General features: G+C 32.7%; 17 protein-coding genes. 9 read left to right on the top strand and 8 right to left on the bottom strand.

Annotation, left to right across the window (positions count from 1 at the left end; all coding sequences use genetic code 11):
- Positions 1-70: 70 nt before the first annotated feature.
- From D1815_RS09555 to D1815_RS09565, 3 genes are all read right to left on the bottom strand, one after another.
- Positions 71-1,534 carry a hypothetical protein gene (locus D1815_RS09555; protein WP_147404000.1) on the bottom strand — a complete coding sequence of 488 codons (1,464 nt, stop codon included), beginning with the start codon at positions 1,532-1,534 and terminating at the stop codon, positions 71-73.
- 183 nt (positions 1,535-1,717) lie between these two features.
- Positions 1,718-3,151, bottom strand: a complete 1,434-nt coding sequence (locus D1815_RS09560) for a hypothetical protein (protein WP_118386754.1) — start codon at positions 3,149-3,151, stop codon at positions 1,718-1,720.
- Positions 3,152-3,368: 217 nt separating this feature from the next.
- Positions 3,369-4,811, bottom strand: coding sequence for a hypothetical protein (locus D1815_RS09565; RefSeq protein ID WP_118386755.1), 1,443 nt, complete (start codon positions 4,809-4,811; stop codon positions 3,369-3,371).
- 173 nt (positions 4,812-4,984) lie between these two features.
- Here D1815_RS09565 and D1815_RS09570 point away from each other — a divergent pair, with 173 nt between their 5' ends.
- The 3 genes from D1815_RS09570 (at position 4,985) to D1815_RS09580 (ending at position 9,082) form a co-directional block, all read left to right on the top strand.
- Complete coding sequence (locus tag D1815_RS09570) at positions 4,985-5,506, top strand: RNA polymerase sigma factor (RefSeq protein WP_027395631.1); 522 nt, start codon at positions 4,985-4,987, stop codon at positions 5,504-5,506.
- Between the two features lie 107 nt (positions 5,507-5,613).
- On the top strand, positions 5,614-6,528 hold the full coding sequence (locus tag D1815_RS09575) for a FecR family protein (RefSeq protein WP_118386756.1): 915 nt from the start codon (positions 5,614-5,616) through the stop codon (positions 6,526-6,528).
- 4 nt (positions 6,529-6,532) lie between these two features.
- Positions 6,533-9,082, top strand: a complete 2,550-nt coding sequence (locus D1815_RS09580; RefSeq protein ID WP_118386757.1) for a TonB-dependent receptor domain-containing protein — start codon at positions 6,533-6,535, stop codon at positions 9,080-9,082.
- Positions 9,083-9,182: 100 nt separating this feature from the next.
- On the opposite strand, the gene D1815_RS09585 is transcribed toward D1815_RS09580, so the two are convergent.
- Together D1815_RS09585 and D1815_RS09590 are read right to left on the bottom strand one after the other, a co-directional pair.
- Positions 9,183-9,602: a nucleoside-diphosphate kinase gene (locus tag D1815_RS09585; protein WP_027395629.1), complete on the bottom strand. Its 420-nt coding sequence runs from the start codon at positions 9,600-9,602 to the stop codon at positions 9,183-9,185.
- Positions 9,603-9,773: 171 nt separating this feature from the next.
- Positions 9,774-10,805 (bottom strand): alkaline phosphatase D family protein, encoded by a 1,032-nt coding sequence (locus D1815_RS09590; protein WP_118386758.1) that lies wholly within the window; start codon positions 10,803-10,805, stop codon positions 9,774-9,776.
- A gap of 80 nt (positions 10,806-10,885) precedes the next feature.
- On the opposite strand from D1815_RS09590, the gene D1815_RS09595 reads away from it, so the two are divergent.
- Genes D1815_RS09595 through D1815_RS09605 form a run of 3 tightly spaced genes read left to right on the top strand, consistent with a single transcriptional unit; the run spans position 10,886 to position 13,614 of the window.
- Positions 10,886-11,902, top strand: a complete 1,017-nt coding sequence (locus D1815_RS09595) for a bifunctional oligoribonuclease/PAP phosphatase NrnA (protein WP_118386759.1) — start codon at positions 10,886-10,888, stop codon at positions 11,900-11,902.
- Entirely contained in the window at positions 11,899-12,450 is a 552-nt protein-coding gene (gldI, locus tag D1815_RS09600; RefSeq protein ID WP_118386760.1) for a gliding motility-associated peptidyl-prolyl isomerase GldI, read from the top strand. Before D1815_RS09595 ends, gldI begins: the two co-directional genes overlap by 4 nt.
- 15 nt (positions 12,451-12,465) lie before the next feature.
- Entirely contained in the window at positions 12,466-13,614 is a 1,149-nt protein-coding gene (locus D1815_RS09605) for a peptidylprolyl isomerase (protein WP_027395625.1), read from the top strand.
- Positions 13,615-13,691: 77 nt separating this feature from the next.
- Here the strand turns inward: D1815_RS09605 and D1815_RS09610 are convergent, their stop codons facing one another.
- Positions 13,692-15,152: an aminoacyl-histidine dipeptidase gene (locus tag D1815_RS09610; protein ID WP_118386761.1), complete on the bottom strand. Its 1,461-nt coding sequence runs from the start codon at positions 15,150-15,152 to the stop codon at positions 13,692-13,694.
- Between the two features lie 96 nt (positions 15,153-15,248).
- Here D1815_RS09610 and D1815_RS09615 point away from each other — a divergent pair, with 96 nt between their 5' ends.
- The 3 genes from D1815_RS09615 to D1815_RS09625 all read left to right on the top strand — a co-directional run bounded on the left by D1815_RS09615 (position 15,249) and on the right by D1815_RS09625 (position 20,727).
- Entirely contained in the window at positions 15,249-16,313 is a 1,065-nt protein-coding gene (locus D1815_RS09615) for a DUF3810 domain-containing protein (RefSeq protein ID WP_027395623.1), read from the top strand.
- 119 nt (positions 16,314-16,432) lie between these two features.
- Positions 16,433-19,420 (top strand): amidohydrolase family protein, encoded by a 2,988-nt coding sequence (locus D1815_RS09620; RefSeq protein ID WP_118389942.1) that lies wholly within the window; start codon positions 16,433-16,435, stop codon positions 19,418-19,420.
- A 14-nt stretch (positions 19,421-19,434) separates the two neighbouring features.
- Positions 19,435-20,727, top strand: a complete 1,293-nt coding sequence (locus D1815_RS09625) for an amidohydrolase family protein (RefSeq protein ID WP_118386762.1) — start codon at positions 19,435-19,437, stop codon at positions 20,725-20,727.
- Positions 20,728-20,783: 56 nt separating this feature from the next.
- Here D1815_RS09625 and D1815_RS09630 read toward each other — a convergent pair whose 3' ends face one another.
- A complete protein-coding gene (locus D1815_RS09630) occupies positions 20,784-21,101 on the bottom strand; it encodes a hypothetical protein (RefSeq protein ID WP_027395620.1) in 318 nt (105 codons plus the stop codon).
- A gap of 120 nt (positions 21,102-21,221) precedes the next feature.
- Complete coding sequence (locus tag D1815_RS09635; RefSeq protein WP_027395619.1) at positions 21,222-22,343, bottom strand: alanine--glyoxylate aminotransferase family protein; 1,122 nt, start codon at positions 22,341-22,343, stop codon at positions 21,222-21,224.
- Positions 22,344-22,562 lie beyond the last annotated feature (219 nt).

A 22,562-nucleotide genomic window follows, 5' to 3' on the forward strand; every position in this document is an offset into this window, starting at 1 on the left:
CTACCAAATTGAAAAAATAGAATGTAAAATATTATTACTTATGCACTTTTGAATCTTTAAAAAATGTGATTTACTCGATCACTAGCTGTTCACAAAATTCAGTTCCATCAGGACAAGTATCAGTTGTGGTCCTAATACAGATCTCATATGACCCAGGATCGAATTGAAAAAAGAATATATTATCTCCACTTTGTCCACCATCTTGTTCTATAACATCCCCATCTATCTCCCATTGATATGTTATTGTGTCAATATTTCCAAATTCTGCAGTAAAATTATAGCTTGTTGTATTTCCTTCTTGTTCTAAAGTGAAAAATAAATTAGGACAAATTGGTTCTACAGTTATTTCTTTACAATACTCAGCTCCATTAGGACAAGAAGGAGTTTCTGTTCTTATACACACCTCGCGTACTCCAGGTGATAAATTAGAAGACAATATATTATCTCCATTAGCTCCTCCATCTTCTTCTATAAGCTGGTCATCTATATACCATTGATAACTTAACTCTTCTATCCCAGAAAAACTTGATGTAAAAGTATAAGCTAGTGTTCCTTGTTCTTGTTCAAAATCAAAAAATAATTCTGGACAAACCTCAGCAACATCGATCTGCGTACAAAACTCTATTCCTTCTGGACAATTAGGAGTTTCTGCTTTTATACAAACCTCATAAGTTCCAGATGATCCAAAATCACGCATCAATAAATTATCGCCTTGATTATTTGGGCCATCACTCTCAATAAATTGGCCATCTACAAACCAATCATACGTTCCTACTACTTCTATATCCGGAAAATCAGCAGTAAATTGATATCCCAAATTAAATTGGTCTGTTAACTCGAAGGAAAAACTAAGGTTTGGACATCTACTTTCACAAGATTCTATTAGTCTATAGAACCCAAAATACGTCTCTATTTCAGTACTTTCAAAATTTGGCGATACTAATACACTTAATGGAAATTTAAAACTAGGCTGATAAGCTATTCCTTGCTCTTGATAAAAAGTCTGAAATGCATCATCCGTTGTAATTTCAGTTTCTTCTCCAGCATTATCAAATAAAGTTACCGGATAATCAAACGTAAAGCATCCATCAAAAAATTGATCAAAATCATCTCTGATTGTGTCAAACTCACATTCACTTAAAACATTTAATAAAGCTATTTCATTAATAATGGATATAGTGACATCTGTATTCTTAAAAATTATGTTAATCGGAAATTCTAATCCGGTAACATTAAAATTAGCACCTTGACTTGAAATGACATCTACTAATCCATCATAACTCTCTACTCTAATAGTAGAATCCGTATTATAACCAAGTATAATCGGATATACAAACCTAAAGCACTGCTCATTCTCTGTAGGGAAATTAGCGACACTATCAAAGTTATTAAGAACCGTAACCAAAGCGGTACTTGATATTACATTACCGGTGTTTTCTTCAGGAAGAAACGAATCATCATTTACACAACTACTAAAGAATGAAATCATTATTAGCAATGCATATAATCGTATATAAGTATTGAAATTCTTCAAAATAATTTGCATTTATATAAGTAAAACGTCTGAAAATCAGTCTACCCTACCCTTAATTAAAATAAATTATTCGTTTATTTTAGGTTACAATCTAACATATCTTATGCGTATAAACAAAATTCCCTGAAAGAATGACAATGCTTCCAGGGAATCAACCTAATTAATCTAACCTAACTAACTGTACTATTCTATGACTAATGTTTTACAAAATGTTACACCATTTGGACAATCCGGTGTTTCTGTTATAATACAGATCTCATATGTTCCGGTTCCAAATTGATAGTATAGATAATTATCTCTATCATTACTGTTCATTGTTTCAGAATCTACGACATCACCATTGATCAACCATTCGTAGCTAACATTACTCATCCCTTCGAATTCTGCCCAAAAATTATATCCTGGAGTATTGCCTTCTTGTTCAATACTAAAAAATAAATCAGGGCAATCATTTCCTGATCCTTCTATTTCAATTACTTTACAAAATGTTACTCCTTCTGGACATTCTGGAGTTTCTACAGAAAGACACACCTCAAAACTACCTGTACCAAATTGATAATAAAAAGGATCGTTATGACCAGAACTTGCTCCTACATAATCCCCATTAACGGACCATTCTAGTGTTACATCGTCGATACCATCAAAAGCGTTTGGGTAAAAGTAATATGCTGGATTATCTCCATCTTGTTCTGCTTCAAAGAACAATTCTGGACAAACACTAGTATCACCTTCAATTTCAATAATTTTACAATAAGAAGTTCCTTCTGGACATTCTGGAGTTTCTGTTTTTAAACATACTTCATATCTTCCTGGAGCAAATTGATAATAGAATCTATTGTTATCTCCATTATTTGAATCTTCTACAAACTCTCCATCAATATACCATCCTAACCATTCTACTTGATCAGCTCCTTCAAACTCTACTTGAAAATAATATGCTGGATTATCTCCATCTTGTTCTGCAATAAAAAATAACTCAGGACATTCTTCGTCTATATCTGTCTCTTCTATTTCAATAGTCTTGCAATAAGAAGTTCCATTAGGACAATCTGGAGTTTCTGTTTTAATACATACTTCATAACTACCAGGTTCATTAAATTCCCAAAATAAATAGTTATCATCATTCTGATTATCATTATCCACCACTTCTCCATTGATAAACCACTCATAACGAACATCTTCAATCCCTGGGAAATCTGCAATAAACTTATACTTATTTGGTCTTTCGTACTGTCTTGCTTCAAAAAACAAATCCGGACAAGGATCAGTTTCATCAACATCGACTTCAATTTCTTTACACACTTCTATAGGACAAGTATCGCTTGCTACTTTTACGCAAACAGTATATGTTCCTTCTTCAAACTGATATTCAAAAATCTGATTTGCTATATCGCTTAAGTTACCAGTATCTATTTCTTCACCATCAATAGACCAAGTAAGTCTTACATCTTCGATACCATCAAATTGAGCTGCAAATCGATAAACTGCGCTTCCAGAAACATTGTCTACATTAATAGTAACATCTGGACAATTTTCTAATTCTTCAATCTCTTCACAAGAAATAATTCCTAACAGTAATGCAAAAATCATTACATACCAAATACTAAGTTTTTTCATCATTATAATTTTTAGGGGTTGTCAATAATTAATTGTTTAGAACCTTTTTTATCAGCCCTACAATTATGAAACGCAGCTAAAAAAGAATACCCTACCCCTTCCTTCAAAAAAAATGTTAAAAGTCATTTTTAGAATAAAAAAATGAGGTTGTATATCAATACAACCTCATTCTTTAAAATTATGAACTATGATCTATTAAGAACATTTATTATTCATATTACAATCCTTGAAAATCAACTTCGATACACTCTTGTAGTGCTCCACATTCAGTTGACTCCGCCTTATAGCAAATCTCATACTTTCCTGCTTGACTAAGGTGATTTTTTAATATGATAAAATGTCCTGTTGTAGTTGTAGGATTAATTTGAGTTCCATCAATTTCCCACACTACAGAATTACCCTCTAATCCAAATAGAATAACTCCATTAGCATTTACAAATTCAGCTCCATTTGTTGCTATATATTCCAGCTTAAATACTGAACAATCTACTGGCTGTGGTTCTGGAATTACTACATCTCTACAAAATTCTGTGCCATTAGGACATTCGTTAGTTTCTGCTTTGATACAAACTGTATAAGTTCCAGGATTATACGATGATAAATCAAGTTTATTATCTCTATCCTGACTCTGTAAACTTTCGGTTTCTACCAATACTCCGTCCACAAACCATTCATACACGTCCAATTGGTCTATTCCAGAAAAATTAGCAAACATTAATGTTCCCTCTTCAATGAATGATAAATCTGGACAGTCATCACCACTATTATTATCATCTGTTACCTGAGCTGATACGCAAGCTTCGATTCCTTGAGAGCAATCATTAGAATTAAATTTCACACAAACTTCATAAGAACCTGGATTGTAATCACTAAGATCTAATGTTACAACTCCACCTTGAATCTGTAACTCATCTGATCCAATAAGTTGATTGTTTACATACCATTTAAATAAATCGATATTATCGGTACCATTAATAGTAGCAATAACGATACCTCCTTCTGAGCTAACCGAAAGATCTGGACAAGAATCCTGTCCGTCACCATCTATAGTTATTTCTTCGCAATATTCTGTACTAGTACAAGTAGGACTTTCTGAAATTAAACAGACAGTGTATGTCCCTTCTTCTAAATTAGCAAGTGAGAATTTATTATCTCCTTGGTTATCGGTTCCTTCATTTTCTATGATAGTTTCATTACCCAGAGTTTCCCCTGAAATCTGCCAAGCATAAAATTCTAATGTATCGATACCTTCAAAATCTGCAATTAGATATTCTCCATCTCTGGTAAATTTTAGTTCTGGGCAACCTTCCATGTCTTCTCCAACAACTATTTCTTTACAAAATTCTACTCCATTAGGACAATCTGGAGTCTCTGCCTTTATACAAACAGTATAAGTTCCAGGATTATATTCCGAAATATCTAATATATTATCACGTTGATTTTCTAAACTTTCGGTTTCTACCAATTCATCGTTTACAAACCACTCGTAAACATCCAAACTGTTTATTTCTTCAAAATTTGCAATTAATTTCCCACCATCTCTTTCAAAAGATAATTCAGGACAATCGGTGGTTGAATCACCATCATCAGTTTCTTCACAAGAAGTAAATGTTAGCACAAGCCCTAGCATAAGTAGGCTAAGAATTTTAAGATTTTTCATTTTAATTTTTTAATTAAAGATTAAGTAAAACTCAATTGAGATATTCTGTGTGTTATAACACTAGTAAAACGCTAATCAATCATCCTACCCCACCCCAGCTTTTATTTTTTTTATGATTTATTTTTTTTGGTATCAGAAAAAAATCTAGTTTTGGCACTAAATAAATCCCCCAAATGTCTGATAGTAAAAACACTACTTGTGACGAACAAGTCTTTAATGAATTTTTCAAAAGTCATGCTAAACTTTTGAGGAATTATCTATACTATAAGTTTGGAGATCTTGATCAAGCAGAAGATATCGTACAAGATTCTTTTATTAAACTATGGAATAATTGTGCAAAGGTTTCTTTAGACAAAGCAAAAAGTTACGTCTATACGATTGCTACTAATTTGGGAATTAGTAATGCTAGACATCAACAGGTAAAGTTTAAACATCAAAATTATATTACAAAAAGAAAAAGTGATGTGACTAATGAATCTCCAGAATTTGTTATGCTCGAAAAAGAATATATGGAGAAATTAAAAAATGCTATAGCTGATTTACCTGACAGGCAACGAGAAGTTTTTTTACTTAGTAGAATCGATAAAAAAACATATAGAGAAATTGCTGAATTATCTAATGTATCAGTAAAGGCAATTGAAAAATTAATGCATAAGGCATTGGTAACACTAAGAAAAAAAATTGGAAATATTTGATTTATAATTGTTTTCTGGTAGTAAACCACTAGATCGTTTTGAAAAAAAATAAATATAGGGGTAGGGTTATTAGATAATAAAACGTTTCTATTATATACAGACAAGTTATGTTGGACGATAAAAAAGATGATATATTCTTATCCAGATGGATTAATGGAGAGCTTTCTCCAGAGGAACTTCGTGAGTTTCAATCTCATCCGGAATATGATCATTACGCTAAGATTATGGCTGGTGCAGACACTCTGGAATTAATACCGTATGATTTAGATACCGCATTAAATAATATTAAATCTAACAAACAAACTTCTTTAAAGCAGCATAAGAAACCGGTTATTAAACTATGGCCAGCTATGGCTGTTGCAGCCTCAATTGCTATACTATTTGGTTTTTTCTTTTTTAAATCAAGCAACTCTTTTACCACTTCATATGGAGAACAATTAGCTGTTACATTACCAGATGGTTCGGAAATGATATTGAATGCGAAATCAGAAGCTACTTTTAACAAAAATGATTGGGAAAACAATAGAATAATATCCTTAGAAGGAGAAGCGTATTTTAAAGTAAAAAAAGGAAGCAAATTTACGGTTACTACCACAAATGGAGATGTTACCGTACTTGGTACAGAATTTAACGTACAATCGCTATCTTCTTATTTCGAAGCGGTATGCTATGAAGGTAAAGTTAATGTTACTCGAGGAGATGAAAACACTATACTTACAGCGGGGAAAGGTTATAGAAAAATTGCTAAAATCGCTTCTGAGAACTGGGTGTTAGAAGCTTTAGAACCTTCTTGGATTAGTAATACCAGTTCATTTAAAAGTGTACCATTAAAATATGTATTTATAGAATTGGAAGATCAGTATAATATCTCTATCGATACGAATGGAATTGACACCAAAACAATCTATACAGGAACTTTTCCTAATAATGATATAGAAGTTGCTCTTAAAACAGTTTTTAGTACCTTAGGTTTACAATACAAATTATTGCAAGACCAAAAAACAGTGGTATTAGATAAATAAGAGAATGACAAGATTTTTATGTGTTTGCATACTTTTCTGGGGAATGTCTGTTTTTTCGCAAGAAGAAACAACTATTATCAATGCAAAAAATGAAGCGCTATCCCAAATAATCCCTTCTATCGAAAAACAATTTAAAATCAAATTTTCTTATATAGATGCTACGATTATAAATAAACCAATTTCTTTACAGACAAGTGTAAAAACTACTTTAGAAGAAGTAATTGATTTACTGCAAAAACAAACGCAGCTAAAATTTGAAATTACTGGAAAAAATTTCATCACTATTAGAAAATATTCTAAAACAGATACTATTTCAATTTGTGGTTATATTTATAATGAAAGTAATGAACCTTTAGAGAGAATAAGAGTATTCTTTAAAGGGTCTAGAACAAATACTACTACTAATGATCAAGGTTATTTTGAAAACCAAGAAGTACCCTTTAATACTCCTATTCTAATAAGTGCACCAGGATTTAGACAAAAAGTTTTAAACTCATCCGAATTTACCAATACCAAATGTACCAATATATACTTAATTAATGCTATTGAAACCCTTGATGAAGTTGTTATACAAGAGTATCTTACCAAGGGAATTACTCAAAATAAGCGTGTAGTTAATATAAATCTAGAAGATATAGAAATACTTCCTGGTCTTACGGAGCCAGATATTTTACAAAGTATTCAATTAACTCCTGGTGTCAACAGCCCTTTCGAAACAGCATCAGGGTTATATGTTAGAGGTAGTGCTCCTAATCAAAACTTAGTACTCTGGAATGGTATTAAAACATATCATCAAGGACATCTTTTTGGCATGATATCAGCTTTTAACCCCTATGTGGTAAAAGAAGTAGATTTTTCTAAAAGCGGAGTAAGCGCTCAATATGGAGATCGGATTTCTGGAATAATCGATATCAAGACTGAAGATAAAATTGCTAATCGGTTTTCTGGAGGAGCCGGTTTTAATTTGATTAATGCAGACGCAGTTATTAATACTCCAATTATCAAAGACAAGGTCTCATTACAAATATCTGGTAGAAGATCATACACCGATATTCTAGAAACTTTTACATATAAACAGTTTGCTGATCGAGTTTTTCAAAATACTACAATTGCAGAAACTATCGAACTTAATGATGCAAAAAATGATTTTTTCTATGAAGACTATAATGCCAACCTAATCGCGAAAATTTCTGATTTTGATAAAATAGAAGCCAATGCGCTTTACAGTAAAAATGATCTTGATTTTAAACGAAGTGATAACCTAATGTCTTTTAATGATAATTTAATTACGGAGAATGAAGGATATAACCTTAGCTGGAAACATCAATCGAATAATGGCTTTAACCTTAAAACCAGTGGATATTATACGAGGTATCTATTAAATTATCAATTTATTACAGGTGAGTCTGGAAACATTATAGAAACAGAAAGTAAGAAGAACAGTGTAAAAGACTTAGGAGCTGCTATTGATGTAACATATTCTTTATCTCAATATCATACAATTTTAGGCGGGTATCAATTCTCTAATAACACTATTAAATATGCATTTGTTACAACAACACCAACATATGAATTGATTCTGGATCAAGACAATCGCCTTCTTAATACACACTCCATATACGGTGAGTATAAATATGAAATACCAAAAAACTTATACCTTTCTATGGGCGTAAGATTTAATAATTATGCAGAACTGAATCAATCATTTATAGAACCTAGAATCTTTATACAAAAAAACCTCTCTAAATCTTGGGAAATTAATGCTACAGGAGAATACAGAAGTCAAGCTGTTAGCCAAATAAGAGAATCCGTGGTAAGTGATCTATCTCTAGAGAATCAGGTTTGGACCTTATCCAACAAAGAGCAATTTCCTGTAATAACCAGCTACCAATTTACTTTGGGAAGTAGCTTTAAAAAACACAAATGGTATTTTGACATAGATACTTATTACAAGCAAATAGATGATATAACTTCCCTAACCGCAGGATTTATAAACCCAATTGATAACACCTATCACACCGGTGAAAGTAGAGTTTATGGAGTTGATCTTTTCCTAAAGAAACGATTTAACAATTATAAAACCTGGGTGAGTTACTCCTACATTAACACTAAAAACAAATTTGAAGACATTAATAACAATCAATCTTTTCCTGGTAATTGGAACATAGAACATACTGTTAAATGGTCTCACTTTTATAAAGTTAATAACTTTCAATTCTCATTAGGCTGGTTATGGCATACTGGTAAAGCGTTTACTAATGTAGATGGCGTAGATGAAAATGGAAATTTGGTAGTACTGGATTTTGGAGAAATCAATGGAAATAACTTGCCAATATACCATCGTCTTGATTTTTCTGCAATATATGATTTTAAAATTGGAGCTAATCCTAATACTAAATATCGATTAGGACTTTCTGTATTGAATCTATATGATAGAGAAAACCTTCTAAATCGAGAATTTAGAACAACCAACTCTTTAGACAATCGATTTATAAACTCTGATATTGTAGCATTGGGCATTACTCCTAATATTAGTTTTAGGATTTTTTGGTAACCTCTTATTCCTGAAAAAAGAATATAAATAAGTTTATTTTACAAAAAAAGAGGTGCTGAATTCAACACCTCTTTTTTAAACATTATATAATGTAATTTTCTTAGAATTGCTCTCTTCCTGAAAAATGGAAAGCTCCTTCTATAGCAGCATTATCATCACTATCACTTCCGTGTACAGCATTTTCGCTAATAGAAGTAGCAAATTTCTTACGGATAGTTCCTTCAGCAGCTTCTTCTGGATTCGTAGCTCCAATTAAAGTTCTAAAATCTTCAACAGCATTCTCTTTTTCAAGAATTGCTGCTACTATTGGACCACTAGTCATATATTCTACTAACTCTCCATAAAAAGGACGCTCACTATGCACCGCATAAAAAGCTTTAGCATCATCAGTAGTTAACTGTGTTAATTTCATTGCTACAATTCTAAAACCTGAAGCAGTTATCTGTTCAAGGATTGCACCGATGTATCCTTTTCTTACCGCATCCGGCTTAAGCATTGTAAAAGTTCTATTTGTTGCCATTTTTAAAGTTTGGTTTTTATCCTATCTCCTAGTTAAGGAAATTGATTTTTAATTATCTTTTTGACTATTAATGTCAAATGCAAAATTTTGTGCAAAAGTATATATAAAAGCATCAAAAACAATAAAAATCCTAAGAAAGTACTGTCTTTTATAAAATCGAATTTAATTATTCTATTTTTTTAAATACTCTTGTTTTATTTCTTGTAGTAAGGCGTTACTAGTTCCTCGCATTTGCATGGTTACTAATTTCCTGTCAAAATCAAATTTTAAGATACCAAAACTTGGAATAGCAATCACTTTTCCAGTTCTATATTGATTAGGTTCTCCACTATATTTAGAATATGCATGCGTTAACCCGCTAGAAGTAAAATCAATTAAAGGGTAAGGAATAGTAGATATATTCTTTTTTGAAAATTCTGAAATATGACGATCACCACTTAAGATCACACAATTCTTAGCCTCTGTTTTTGATATTAATTCTTCTAATTTTAATACTTCATTCGGAAAATTAGCCCAACTTTCCCATCCGTGTTCTCCGGATAAAAACTGAATACTACTAACAAGGACATTAAAATCTGCTTGACTAGATTTTAATTCTTTCTCTAACCATATCCATTGCTTTTTACCCAGTATTGTTCTCTTCAGGTTATCATTAGGTACATAACGTTTTTTTCCTGTAATATCTTTACGAAGTGAATCTCTAAAATATCGAGTATCTAATATCATCACCTTAATGCTACCTTTAGAAGTTTCAAAAAAATGAGATGCATATATCCCTTCCTGCTGTCTTCTTTTATGATCTTTATCTACGCCCATAAAATCAAGAAATAATTGTTGACTTTCTTTTTTCTTATGCCATTCTGCACCTACATCATTTTTGCCATAATCGTGATCATCCCAGGTGGCCATTACGGGAACTTTACTTTTTAATTTTTGATATCCCAAATTATTATTCTGAATTTTATAATCATCAGCAATTTTAGACATATCATCAGAATCACCATAAATATTATCTCCTCCCCAAATAAAAACATCGGGTCCGTTCTTTAGAATTTCTTCCCAAAATGGTTGAGGACTATTTTGTTTATTACAACTTCCAAAAGCTATTGTAAAATCAGTATTTCCTTTTTGAGAAATTTCTTGAGCAGAGACAAAATTTAAGATACATAGTATAAAAAAGGAAATAGATACTGGGGTTTTCATTTTTCGAAACAATTAGATATTGGTAAAAGTAATCATTCCAGTATTACCATATTATTAATTAATAGTATCTTCGCTGACCTATGAATACAAGTGAGTTTAAAGAAATAAAAGTGCTTTTAAGCACTCAAAAAAACATTGTAATTATTCCTCATAAAAATCCGGATGGTGATGCTATAGGATCTACTCTAGCCCTACATCATTATTTATCAAGTTTAGGACATACATCTACAGTTATAACGCCTAATGATTATCCAAGTTTTCTAAAATGGATTCCAGGTGAATCTTCTATCATTAAATATGATAGTGATACCGAATTAGCAGTTAAAAAAATTAGAGAAGCAGATATAATTTTCACATTAGATTTTAATCATTTTTCCAGAACTGGAAATATGGAAAGCGTGTTAGAGCATACAAACACCACTTTCATTATGATTGATCATCATCAACAACCTGATAATTATGCTACCTATACCTATAGTGATGTCGGCATGAGTTCAACTTGTCAGATGATTTATCATTTTATTGAAAATCTAGATGATTTGGATAAAATCACAGCAGATATAGCTACTTGTATATATGTTGGTATTATGACAGATACAGGTTCGTTTAGATTTCGATCCACGACAAATATTACGCATAAAGTGATCGCTGACCTAATTGAACGTGGAGCTAACAACACTGCTATTCACGAAAATATTTATGACAACAACACCTATTCTAGATTACAATTACAAGGTGTAGCACTTAAGAATTTAAAAGTACTTCCAGAATACAAAACTGCTTACATCACATTGTCTCAAAAAGAATTGGATGATCATAATTTCAAAAAAGGTGATACCGAAGGATTTGTTAATATGGGATTATCTGTAGAAGGAATTATTTTTGCACTTATTTTTATAGAAAACAAAGGCGAAAATATTATAAAAATATCACTACGCTCTAAAGGTGAATTTTCGGTGAATGAATTTTCTAGAAACCACTTTGAAGGAGGAGGACATCATAATGCTGCTGGAGGAAAAAGTAATCTTTCTCTAGGCGAAACTGTTGAGAAATTTATTAGTATCTTACCGTCTTATAAAAATGCCCTGAATTCATGAGATATTTTCTCCTATCCATAAGTTTCCTAACGCTATTTTTCTCTTGTAAAGCACCAGAAGCAAGAAAACCCGTAAGTATTTCGTCAGGATCGTTTATTAATGAATCTATTAATCGAAATAAAGAACTTAGCGCACGGGAAGAAGCTAGGATACAAAAAATAATACAGCAAGATTCTTCTAATAATTACATCACTTCTGAAGGTGGGTTTTGGTATTTTTATGAAAAAAAAGACACTTTAACTTCTGGTACTGCTAAATTTGGTGATATTGTTAATTTCAATTATGACATCAAAGATCTTAACGGAGATACTATATATAGCGAAAAAGAGTTAGACACTGTAAACTACGCTATTGACCAAGAAGATCTATTTTTTGGTTTAAGAGAAGGATTAAAAATAATGAAAGAAGGAGAAATAGTAACATTTCTATTTCCTTCCTATCAAGCATACGGATATTATGGAGACAATCATAAGATTGGAACAAATATTCCGTTAATATCTAGAGTAAAACTCAATAAAATCACAAAACAATCAACAAAAGAAAATTAAATCTTAACTAAAAAAATGAAAAAATTAAGTCTTTTATTTTTAGCACTTATCACCCTTACATTTACTAATTGCGAGGAAAAGTACCCAGAACTTGGAGATGGAATCTATGCAGAAATCATTACCAACAAAGGAACTGCTATAGCTGAATTACATTACAAAGAAACTCCAATGACAGTGGCAAATTTTGTTTCTCTAGCAGAAGGAACGAACACTATGGTAGATAGTTTATATAAAGGAAAGAAGTATTACAACGGAATTATTTTCCATAGAGTTATCAAAGATTTTATGATCCAAACTGGTGATCCTCTAGGAACAGGAACAGGTGACCCTGGTTACAAATTTCCGGATGAAATCGTAGACTCATTAACGCATAAGTCTAAAGGTATTTTATCTATGGCTAACTCTGGTCCAGCTACCAACGGAAGTCAATTCTTTATTACATTAAAAGAAACTCCTTGGTTAAACGGTAAACATACTGTTTTTGGAGAAATCGTTTCTGGTCAGGATATCGTGGATAGTATTGGTGTCACTGAAACTAAACCTGGAGACAAACCTGTATCTGAAATAAGAATGGAACAAGTTAATATCATTCGTAAAGGAAAAGATGCTAAAGCATTTGATTCTAAAGCGGCTTTTGAAGATAAACTAAAGGCGCTAGAAGAAGAGAAATTAGAGAAAGAACGTATTGAAAAGGAAAGACAAGCTGAGATAGCTAAAAAGTTTCCTGCTATTGCTGCAGAATTCGCTGAATTAAGAAAAAAGGCGACTAAGTTAGAAAGTGGTTTGGAGATCCTATTTTTAGAACAAGGAAATGGAGAACAACCTAAGCAAAGTGATATGGTACAAGTAAACTATCAAGGATCCTTTACTGATGGAAAAATGTTTGACACAAACCTTGTAGAAAAAGCAAGAGAAATGGGACTTTTTGATCAGCGTCGTGCTGACCATCCAAAAGGATATGTTCCTTTAGAAATTCCTTATTCTCCAGAAGCTAAAATGATTCCTGGTTTTAAAGAAGGAGTTCAACAAATGAAAGTAGGAGATAAAGCTATTATCTTTGTCCCTCCTCATTTAGGATATGGAGAAAGAGGTAGAGCTCCAATTCCACCAAATACAGAAATGGTTTTCGAACTAGAATTAGTTGGGATCTTAGGAAAACAATAAACCTATCTATTAATAATATAAAAAAGGCATCTCAAGTTTTATTTGAGATGCCTTTTCTTTTAGTATAAATTAAAAAACTATTTATTAGGAATATTTTCTAGTATTTCTTTGACAAATCCCCAATACTTCTGAACAGAGGAAATACTAGCTCTCTCATCTGGAGAATGTGCTCCTAAAATCGTAGGACCAAAAGATATCATATCCATATCTGGGTAATTCTGTCCCAGAATACCACATTCTAAACCGGCGTGGCAAGCGGCAATATGAGCTTTTTCTCCATTTATTTTTTGATACAAACTATCTAATACTTTTAATATTGCAGAATCCATATTTGGTGCCCAACCTGGATAATCGCCATCCGTTGTTACTTCGCATCCTATCAATTCAAAAGTAGCTCGTAACTTATTAACTAAATCTAATTTGGTAGAATCTACACTACTTCTAGTTAAGCATTCAATCTTAATATTTCCGTTGCCAATCGTTACTTTTGCTATATTATTAGATGTTTCCACTAAATCAGAGATCGATAAACTCATAACGTATACACCATTATGAGCGGCATATAAAGATTTTAAAACACCCTCTTGAACACCCAATTCCATTACTTTACTCGGTAGTTCAACCTGCTTCAATTCTATTGATAGGCTTGGATCTACCAAAGAAAGTTCTTTTTTTACTGTAGAGATCAATTCCGAAGTTTCAAATTCAAAAGCTTCAGATTGTATCGTATCAACAACAACTGTTGCAAAACTCTCTCTAGGAATAGCATTTCGTAAACTCCCACCTTTAATCTCATGAATTCTAAGTCCAAAATTCTCAAAACCATCAAATAACAATCTATTCATTATTTTATTAGCATTACCTAAACCTTTATGAATATCCATTCCAGAATGCCCTCCATTAAGACCAGTCACAGAAATTTGATATGCTGTTTTACCTTCTGGCGTATCTTCTTGACTGTAAGTCCTCTCTGCAGTTACATCTACACCACCTGCACATCCAACTCCAATTTCATCATCTTCTTCTGTATCTAAGTTAAGTAGAATATCTCCTTGTAACCAATTTGGTTTTAATCCCATTGCTCCGGTCATTCCAGTTTCTTCATCAATGGTAAACAATGCTTCGATTGCAGGATGTGATAATTCACTAGATTCTAGAATAGCCATAATAGTAGCTACACCTAATCCATTATCAGCTCCTAAAGTAGTTCCTTTAGCACGTACCCAATCACCATCTACATACATTTCTATTCCCTGAGTATCAAAATCAAAAACCGTATCAGCATTTTTTTGATGTACCATATCTAGATGAGATTGCATCACTACAGTCTTTCTATTCTCCATGCCAGAAGTAGCAGGTTTTCTTATCAAAACGTTCCCTACTTCATCTACTTCTACCGGTAACCCAAGAGACGTACCAAAATCTTTCATAAAAGCAATTACTCGCTCTTCTTTTTTAGAAGGCCTTGGTACAGCGTTCAAATCCGCAAATTTATTCCAAAGTTTCTTAGGCTCTAGGTTTCTTATTTCTGAATTCATATATGTATTGTGTTTTTGGCAAATGTACATTATGATAATCTTAATTCAAATCATATATTAAATGTTGTAGATTTACAATCTGATATATTTCATTACATGCAATCTAAAACAAAACTATACCTTACTTTTCTTTTACCAGTTCAGTTTATAATTATCAAAATTCTTTCTTTCTTTCCAGAATTTATAGATCGTTTTTATAGTAATGGAGTTTTTGTTTACACCTCTAAAGCCTTGCGATATGTATTTGGTTGGATTCCTTTTTCTTTTGGTGATATAGGGTATAGTATTTTAATTATTCTTTTGATTCGTTTTTTATTTAAGAAAGTATTTCGAAAAAAAGTTCAATGGAAAAAAATATTGTTAGATGTAGGTGCTACCATATCTATAGTATATGCCGCTTTTCATTTGTTATGGGGAATGAACTATTATAGATTACCAATGCACGAAATATTAGAAATTGAAGATCAATACAGTGAAGCTGAACTTTTAATGGTCTCTGAAAAACTTATTAAACGCGCTAATTCTATACATGAAAGTTTAGAATCCGATGACTCTCTATCAATAGTAATGCCTTATGACAAAGAGGAAATATTCGAAAAAACAATTCCCGCCTACGAACAAATTAATGAAGTAATTCCTAACCTTCGATATTCTCCAAAAAGTATTAAAAAATCTTTACTGAGTATTCCCTTAACATATATGGGGTTTAGTGGATATTTAAATCCTATTACCAATGAAGCCCAAGTAAATGGATTAATTCTTAATTATAAAGCTCCGACCACTAGTTGCCATGAAGAAGCACACCAATTAGGATTTGCAAAAGAAAATGAAGCTAATTTTATCGCGGCTTTAACCACTATGAATTTTAATGATCCTTATTTCAACTATAGTGGAACCACTTTTGCTCTTAAATTCTGTCTTAATGACCTCTACCTTAGAGACGAGCAAAAAGCATTTTGCTTGATCGAAAAACTAAGACCCGGAATATTAAAAAATTACAAAGAAGTGAATGACTTTTGGATGAGTTATCAAAATCCACTAGAACCTATTTTTAAAAGTACATACGACAGCTATCTTAAGGCTAATAATCAACCAAAAGGTATGGAAACGTATAGCTATGTAGTTGCATTACTAGTAAACTATTATAAGGATAAGTTATAATGTATCTGTAATTGTAGAATTCAAAATTTCCTGTTCCTTGTTAAAAAATTACTAATTTGCAAGGTCTTTCTGTAGCAAAAGTTATCTTTAAAACCAATTCATTTTTTACACTAACTCTTATGAAAAAACTATTTTTATCACTTGCTGTGATATTTATGGGATTTAATTTTTATGCTCAAGAATATTTCCCAAAAAATGACGGTGTTAAGACGTCTAATTCTAATTATACTGTTTTTACGAATGCTGTCATTCACACATCTCCTGGAACAGAGATTACTAATGGCACATTAATTATACAAAAAGGTAAAATTCAACAAGTAGGTACTGGATTATCCATTCCTAAAAATAGTATTGTAATTGATCTGCAAGGGAAACACATATATGCTTCCTTCATTGATCCTTTTACTAGCTTCGGAATTAAAAAGCCTAAAAGACAAGGAGGTTCTTTTAGAAGCAATCCTCAATATGATGCTTCTAGAGAAGGATATTATTGGAATGACCATATCCGTCCAGAAACAAATTCATTAGATGATTTTACTTATGACAAGAAAAAGGCTGATGAATTTATCAAAGCTGGATTTGGAACATTAAATACTCATATGCCTGATGGAATTATGAGAGGAACCGGTTTATTAGTCGCTCTTAATAATGATGGCACCAAAGGTGATCGTTTATTAAGTGATGCATCATCACAATTACTTTCTTTTTCAAAAAGCAATAAAAGCAAACAAATGTACCCTACATCACTAATGGGTTCGATGGCACTGCTAAGACAAGTATATTTAGATGCCAAATGGTACACCACTAATGATACAGATTATAAAGATCTATCTATAGAAGCTTTGAACAAAAACAAAAACTTACCTCAAATTTTTGAAGCAGGAAGTAGAATTAATGGTTTTAGAGCCGATAAAGTAGGTGACGAATTTAATATTCAATACATCATCGTTGGTGGTGGTGACGAATATGCTAGAATCAATAAAGTAAAAGCTACCAATGCCAAATATATAATTCCGCTTGATTTTCCCGAAGCTTATGATGTATCTGACCCGTATATGGCTAACCTAGTAAGCTTAGGTGATATGCGCCATTGGAACCAAGCACCGACAAACCCATCTATTTTGGCTAAAAATGGAGTTCAATTTTCACTAACTACACACAAGCTAAAAAAGATTGCTGATCTCAATGCAAGAATCGAAAAAGCAATCAAGCACGGATTAGACAAAAAAACTGCATTAGAAGCGTTGACTACAGTTCCTGCTCAGATCTTAGGAAAAAGTGATGTACTAGGAACTCTTAAAAAAGGGGCATATGCTAATTTTTTAATTACTAGTCAAGAGTTATTTTCCAAGGATAATATTATCTATGAAAATTGGGTACAGGGACATAAAAACATTGTTAATGATATGAATACCACGGATATCAATGGTGCATATGAACTAACACTTGCCGGAAAAACGTATGATGTATCCATTTCGGGAAAACCTGCTAAACCAAAGGCCGAAGTAAAACTTGGAGAAACTAAATTAGGAAGTAAAATGACATACACTAATGATTGGGTATCCCTTACTTTTACGGACGCTGATACTACAAAAACTCAATATACTAGAATAGTAACTGCAATTAATAAAAACCCTAAATTTTGGAGCGGAAAGGCGATTTTGCCAAACGGATCAGAGACAACTTTTACGGCAAAACAAAAGCCAAAAGATGCTGCTAAAAAAGATGGAAAAAAATCTGAAGACAAAAAGGAGACCCCAAAGGTACTGCCAGTAACCTATCCAAATATCGCCTACGGAAATAGTAAACTTCCTAAATCTGAAAACATATTATTCAAAAATGCCACTGTATGGACAAACGAAGTCGATGGAATTCTGACAGAAACTGATGTCTTAATCAAAAATGGAAAAATTGCCGGGATCGGAAAAAATCTAAATGCTGGAAATGCTAGAATTGTAGACGCTACTGGAAAACATTTAACTAGCGGTATTATTGATGAGCATTCTCATATCGCAGCAGCAGCAATTAATGAAGCTGGCCATAATTCAACTGCAGAAGTAACAATAGAGGATGTGGTCTCACCTGATGACATTAATATGTATAGAAATCTTGCAGGTGGCGTAACTTCTATCCAAATATTACACGGATCGGCTAACCCTATTGGTGGTAGATCAGCAATCCTAAAATTAAAATGGGGAGAAAGTGCAGAAAATCTTATTTTCAATAACTCACCTAAGTTTATCAAATTTGCCTTAGGAGAAAATGTGAAACAAAGTAATTGGGGAGATGCAGAAAGAATACGTTTCCCACAGACTCGTATGGGTGTAGAACAATTGTATGTAGATTATTTTACACGTGCTAAGCGATATGAAAAACTAAAAAATAGTGGAAAGCCATATCGAAAAGATATAGAAATGGAAACCTTAGTTGAAATCCTCAATGGCAAACGTTTTATAAGCTGTCACTCTTATGTGCAGAGTGAAATTAATATGCTGATGAAAGTGGCAGAAAAATTCAATTTTAGAATCAACACCTTTACTCACATTCTTGAAGGATATAAGGTTGCAGACAAAATGGCTAAACACGGCGTGGCTGGATCTACTTTTTCTGACTGGTGGGCTTATAAATATGAAGTAAATGATGCCATTCCTTATAACGCTACAATTATGTATAATCAAGGAGTACTTGTTGCTATTAATAGTGATGATGGTGAGATGTCTCGACGATTAAATCAAGAGGCTGCAAAATCCGTGAAATATGGAGGAGTTAGTGAAGAAGAAGCTTGGAAATTTGTTACGCTAAACCCAGCAAAAATGTTACACATTGATGATCGTGTAGGAAGTATTAAAGTAGGGAAAGATGCAGATGTTGTTTTATGGACGAATCACCCTCTTTCTATATATGCCAAAGCGGAAAAAACGTTGATCGATGGAGCTACTTATTTTGATTTAGAAAAAGATAAAGCTATGCGGAAATCAATTGCTGATGAAAGAAACGAGCTGTCTACCATGTTATTAAAGGCAAAAAATAGTGGATTAAAAACACAGCCGCCTAAGAAAAAAGAAAAACAACATTTTCACTGTGATACTGTAGAACACATTCACTAAACACCGATTACAAAATGAAAAAAATATCATATATATTATTGTTGCTAATGGTTACATTCGGAAGTGTAACTGCACAACAAACTCCGGCAAAAAGCCAGACTGAAACAATTACTATTACCGGAGCTACTGCTCATATCGGTAATGGAGAAGTGATTGCCAATAGCATTATTATTTTCGAAAATGGTAAAATTACTACTGTTGGTACCAATGGTACTGTTGCTACCAAAGGAAAAGCAATTGATGCAACTGGAAAACATATATACCCAGGATTTATAGCACCTAATTCTACCTTAGGGTTGGTTGAAATCGGAGCCGTAAGAGCTACCGATGATGATAGTGAAATTGGAGGTTTTAATCCACACATCCGAAGTATTATAGCATACAATGCAGAAAGTAAAATTGTAGAAAGTATGCGTCCAAATGGTGTATTGATTGCGCAAACCACACCACGTGGCGGATGGATTTCTGGCACTTCTTCTATTGTACAATTAGATGCTTGGAATTGGGAAGATGCGGCGATCAAAACTGATGATGGGATCCATATGAATTGGCCAAGTCCTTTTACTAGAGGTAGATGGTGGCTAGGAGAAGATCCTGGATTTAAACCTAATAAAAAATATCAGGAACAGGTAACTGCTCTAGCAGATTATATGAATCAAGCCAAAGCTACTATGCAATCGAACACTAGTAACGAAAACTTACCTCATGTAGCAATGCAAAAAGTTTTTGATGGTACACAGACCTTATTTGTTCATGTTGGAGCGGAAAAAGCTATTTTGGATGTATTGCGTTTTGCTAAAGAACAACAACTTAAAAAAGTAGTATTGGTAGGAGGTGATGAAGCTTATAAAGTAGCCGAACAGCTTAAACAACAAAACATTCCTGTACTACTTACAAGAACACACTCTACACCAAATTATGAAGATGATGATTATGATTTGCCATATAAAAATGCAAAGTTATTGGTAGATGCAGGTGTGTTAGTAGCATTACAAAACAGCGGTCAGATGGAACGCGCCAATGCGCGTAACCTCCCTTTCCAAGCTGGAACTGTGGCTGCTCACGGATTAGATAAAGAAAAGGCTGTACAGCTAATTACTGGTAATAGTGCTAAAATTTTAGGCATTGATAATATCGTAGGCACCTTAGAAGTTGGTAAAGATGCTACTTTATTTATAAGTATTGGAGATGCTTTAGACATGAGAACCAATCAGTTAGAAAAAGCCTTTATCCAAGGAAGAGATATCAGTTTAGAAAGTCACCAAACAAAACTATGGAAACGCTATAGCGATAAGTATACAAAATAAAAAAGCTTTATTTCATTAAAAAGAAAGAGGCACTTCATAGAAGTGCCTCTTTCTTTTTAAATTCCCAATTTACTCATCTGATGTTTACTTTTATATTTAAGCGCGACTGTAGCTCTTACGGATTCATATATTTCATCCTCTCCTCTTGATCTCCAGAAAGCTTTCACACCTTCTTTTACTAACCAAGACATTGATGGAGTATACGTAGGTCTTGGGACTAAATGCATTGCAGCAGAAGCCTCTAATGCTTCTGCATACATTTCTGCCGCCAAATCACCTAATTGATCTGATACATCATGTTCTGAGATTGTATTCTTAGGATAAAAAAAGTTTAAAATTTCTACTACCATTTGGTCATTACTAATAGAACTCATTGAATAAGGTTTTAAGAGATTAAAAAATGTGTGAACTAATTTATTTACACAAAAATCAAGAAAATCAACCTTAAATCACACCCTGTTTTCAGTGAAACTCTATACACTACAATTGATATATCAGCTTTTAAATTCTTTCATATCTTGCAATGCACTAACCAACATATTTACGTGATTATGTGTACAGCTCTCCCCCATAATTCCTATTCTCCATATCTTTCCTGCGAAAGCGCCTAAACCACCTCCTACTTCAATATTATATTTAGTCAGTAACTTTTTACGCAATATTGCTTCATCATTTCCTTCTGGTAAAAAAACTGCATTTAAATTGGGTAATCGATATTGCTCTTCTACTAAATATCTAAATCCTAAAGATTCTAGTTTTGTTTTTAAAACCTCGTGTACTTCTTGATGTCTTTTCCATCTGTTTTCTAAACCTTCCTCTAATACGATTCTTAGCGATTCTCTTAAAGCGTATACCGAAGAAACTGGTGCAGTATGATGATAAGCACGTTTAGCACCTCCCCAGTAGTTTTTAACTAAACTTAAATCTAAAAACCAACTTTGCACCTTTGTTTTTCTATTCTCTAGTGCTTTTAGCGCATTATCAGAAAAACTTACAGGTGATAAACCTGGAGGGGCACTTAAATTCTTTTGTGTACCAGTGTATATTGCATCTATATTCCAATCATCCACTTTTAGTTCCATACCACAATAAGAAGTTACAGCATCTACCATTAATAATCCACCAGCATTATGAACCAGATCACTAATTTCTTTTAAAGGTTGTAAAGCTCCGGTAGAAGTTTCTGCATGTACAAGTGCTACTAATTTTGGTTTTTTGCATATGTCCAAGGCCTTTTTTATATCTTCTGGAGTGATCACTGTTCCCCAAGCTACCTCAACTTTATGTACTTTAGCGCCACATCTTTCGGCTATATCTGCCATTCTACCACCAAAAACTCCATTGATACAAATAATAGCTTCGTCTCCAGGTTCTAACAAATTAACCAAACAAGTTTCCATACCAGCACTACCGGGAGCAGAAACTACAAAAGTCATATGATTGTTAGTCATAAAAGTATCTTGTACCATCGTTTTAACCTCATCCATAATGGTTACAAATTCTGGATCTAAATGCCCAATTAATGGTGTAGACATTGCTTTAAGTACTCTAGGATGTGCATCTGATGGTCCAGGTCCCATCAAAATCCTATTACTCGTTGTTAGTTCTTTATACATAAAATTATTTTTGTGTGTGTTACTATATCGTTTTCGTAAATAGAATTAGATAAAGGATATAAAATTAATTAATTCTAAAAATGTACTTGAATAGACTTTAAGGTATTCTTATTTAAAAGTACACCACTTATGATTTTTTCGCAATAAACAAAGAGTATTCTCTTATATAATTATCAAATACTAAAAATCATACCTATATTTTTATCAAAAAAAGTTTTC

The organism is Aquimarina sp. AD1 (genome assembly GCF_003443695.1).
In the GTDB taxonomy this organism is placed as follows: Bacteria; Bacteroidota; Bacteroidia; order Flavobacteriales; family Flavobacteriaceae; genus Aquimarina; species Aquimarina latercula.

What these genes read in the sequence shown, in the direction of transcription:
- D1815_RS09560 (WP_118386754.1), bottom strand. Translation starts at nt 3,151, where the DNA reads ATGAAAAAACTTAGTATTTGGTATGTAATGATTTTTGCATTACTGTTA.
- D1815_RS09565 (WP_118386755.1), bottom strand. Translation starts at nt 4,811, where the DNA reads ATGAAAAATCTTAAAATTCTTAGCCTACTTATGCTAGGGCTTGTGCTA.
- D1815_RS09570 (WP_027395631.1), top strand. Translation starts at nt 4,985, where the DNA reads ATGTCTGATAGTAAAAACACTACTTGTGACGAACAAGTCTTTAATGAA.
- D1815_RS09575 (WP_118386756.1), top strand. Translation starts at nt 5,614, where the DNA reads ATGTTGGACGATAAAAAAGATGATATATTCTTATCCAGATGGATTAAT.
- D1815_RS09580 (WP_118386757.1), top strand. Translation starts at nt 6,533, where the DNA reads ATGACAAGATTTTTATGTGTTTGCATACTTTTCTGGGGAATGTCTGTT.
- D1815_RS09585 (WP_027395629.1), bottom strand. Translation starts at nt 9,602, where the DNA reads ATGGCAACAAATAGAACTTTTACAATGCTTAAGCCGGATGCGGTAAGA.
- D1815_RS09590 (WP_118386758.1), bottom strand. Translation starts at nt 10,805, where the DNA reads ATGAAAACCCCAGTATCTATTTCCTTTTTTATACTATGTATCTTAAAT.
- D1815_RS09595 (WP_118386759.1), top strand. Translation starts at nt 10,886, where the DNA reads ATGAATACAAGTGAGTTTAAAGAAATAAAAGTGCTTTTAAGCACTCAA.
- gldI (WP_118386760.1), top strand. Translation starts at nt 11,899, where the DNA reads ATGAGATATTTTCTCCTATCCATAAGTTTCCTAACGCTATTTTTCTCT.
- D1815_RS09605 (WP_027395625.1), top strand. Translation starts at nt 12,466, where the DNA reads ATGAAAAAATTAAGTCTTTTATTTTTAGCACTTATCACCCTTACATTT.
- D1815_RS09610 (WP_118386761.1), bottom strand. Translation starts at nt 15,152, where the DNA reads ATGAATTCAGAAATAAGAAACCTAGAGCCTAAGAAACTTTGGAATAAA.
- D1815_RS09615 (WP_027395623.1), top strand. Translation starts at nt 15,249, where the DNA reads ATGCAATCTAAAACAAAACTATACCTTACTTTTCTTTTACCAGTTCAG.
- D1815_RS09620 (WP_118389942.1), top strand. Translation starts at nt 16,433, where the DNA reads ATGAAAAAACTATTTTTATCACTTGCTGTGATATTTATGGGATTTAAT.
- D1815_RS09625 (WP_118386762.1), top strand. Translation starts at nt 19,435, where the DNA reads ATGAAAAAAATATCATATATATTATTGTTGCTAATGGTTACATTCGGA.
- D1815_RS09630 (WP_027395620.1), bottom strand. Translation starts at nt 21,101, where the DNA reads ATGAGTTCTATTAGTAATGACCAAATGGTAGTAGAAATTTTAAACTTT.
- D1815_RS09635 (WP_027395619.1), bottom strand. Translation starts at nt 22,343, where the DNA reads ATGTATAAAGAACTAACAACGAGTAATAGGATTTTGATGGGACCTGGA.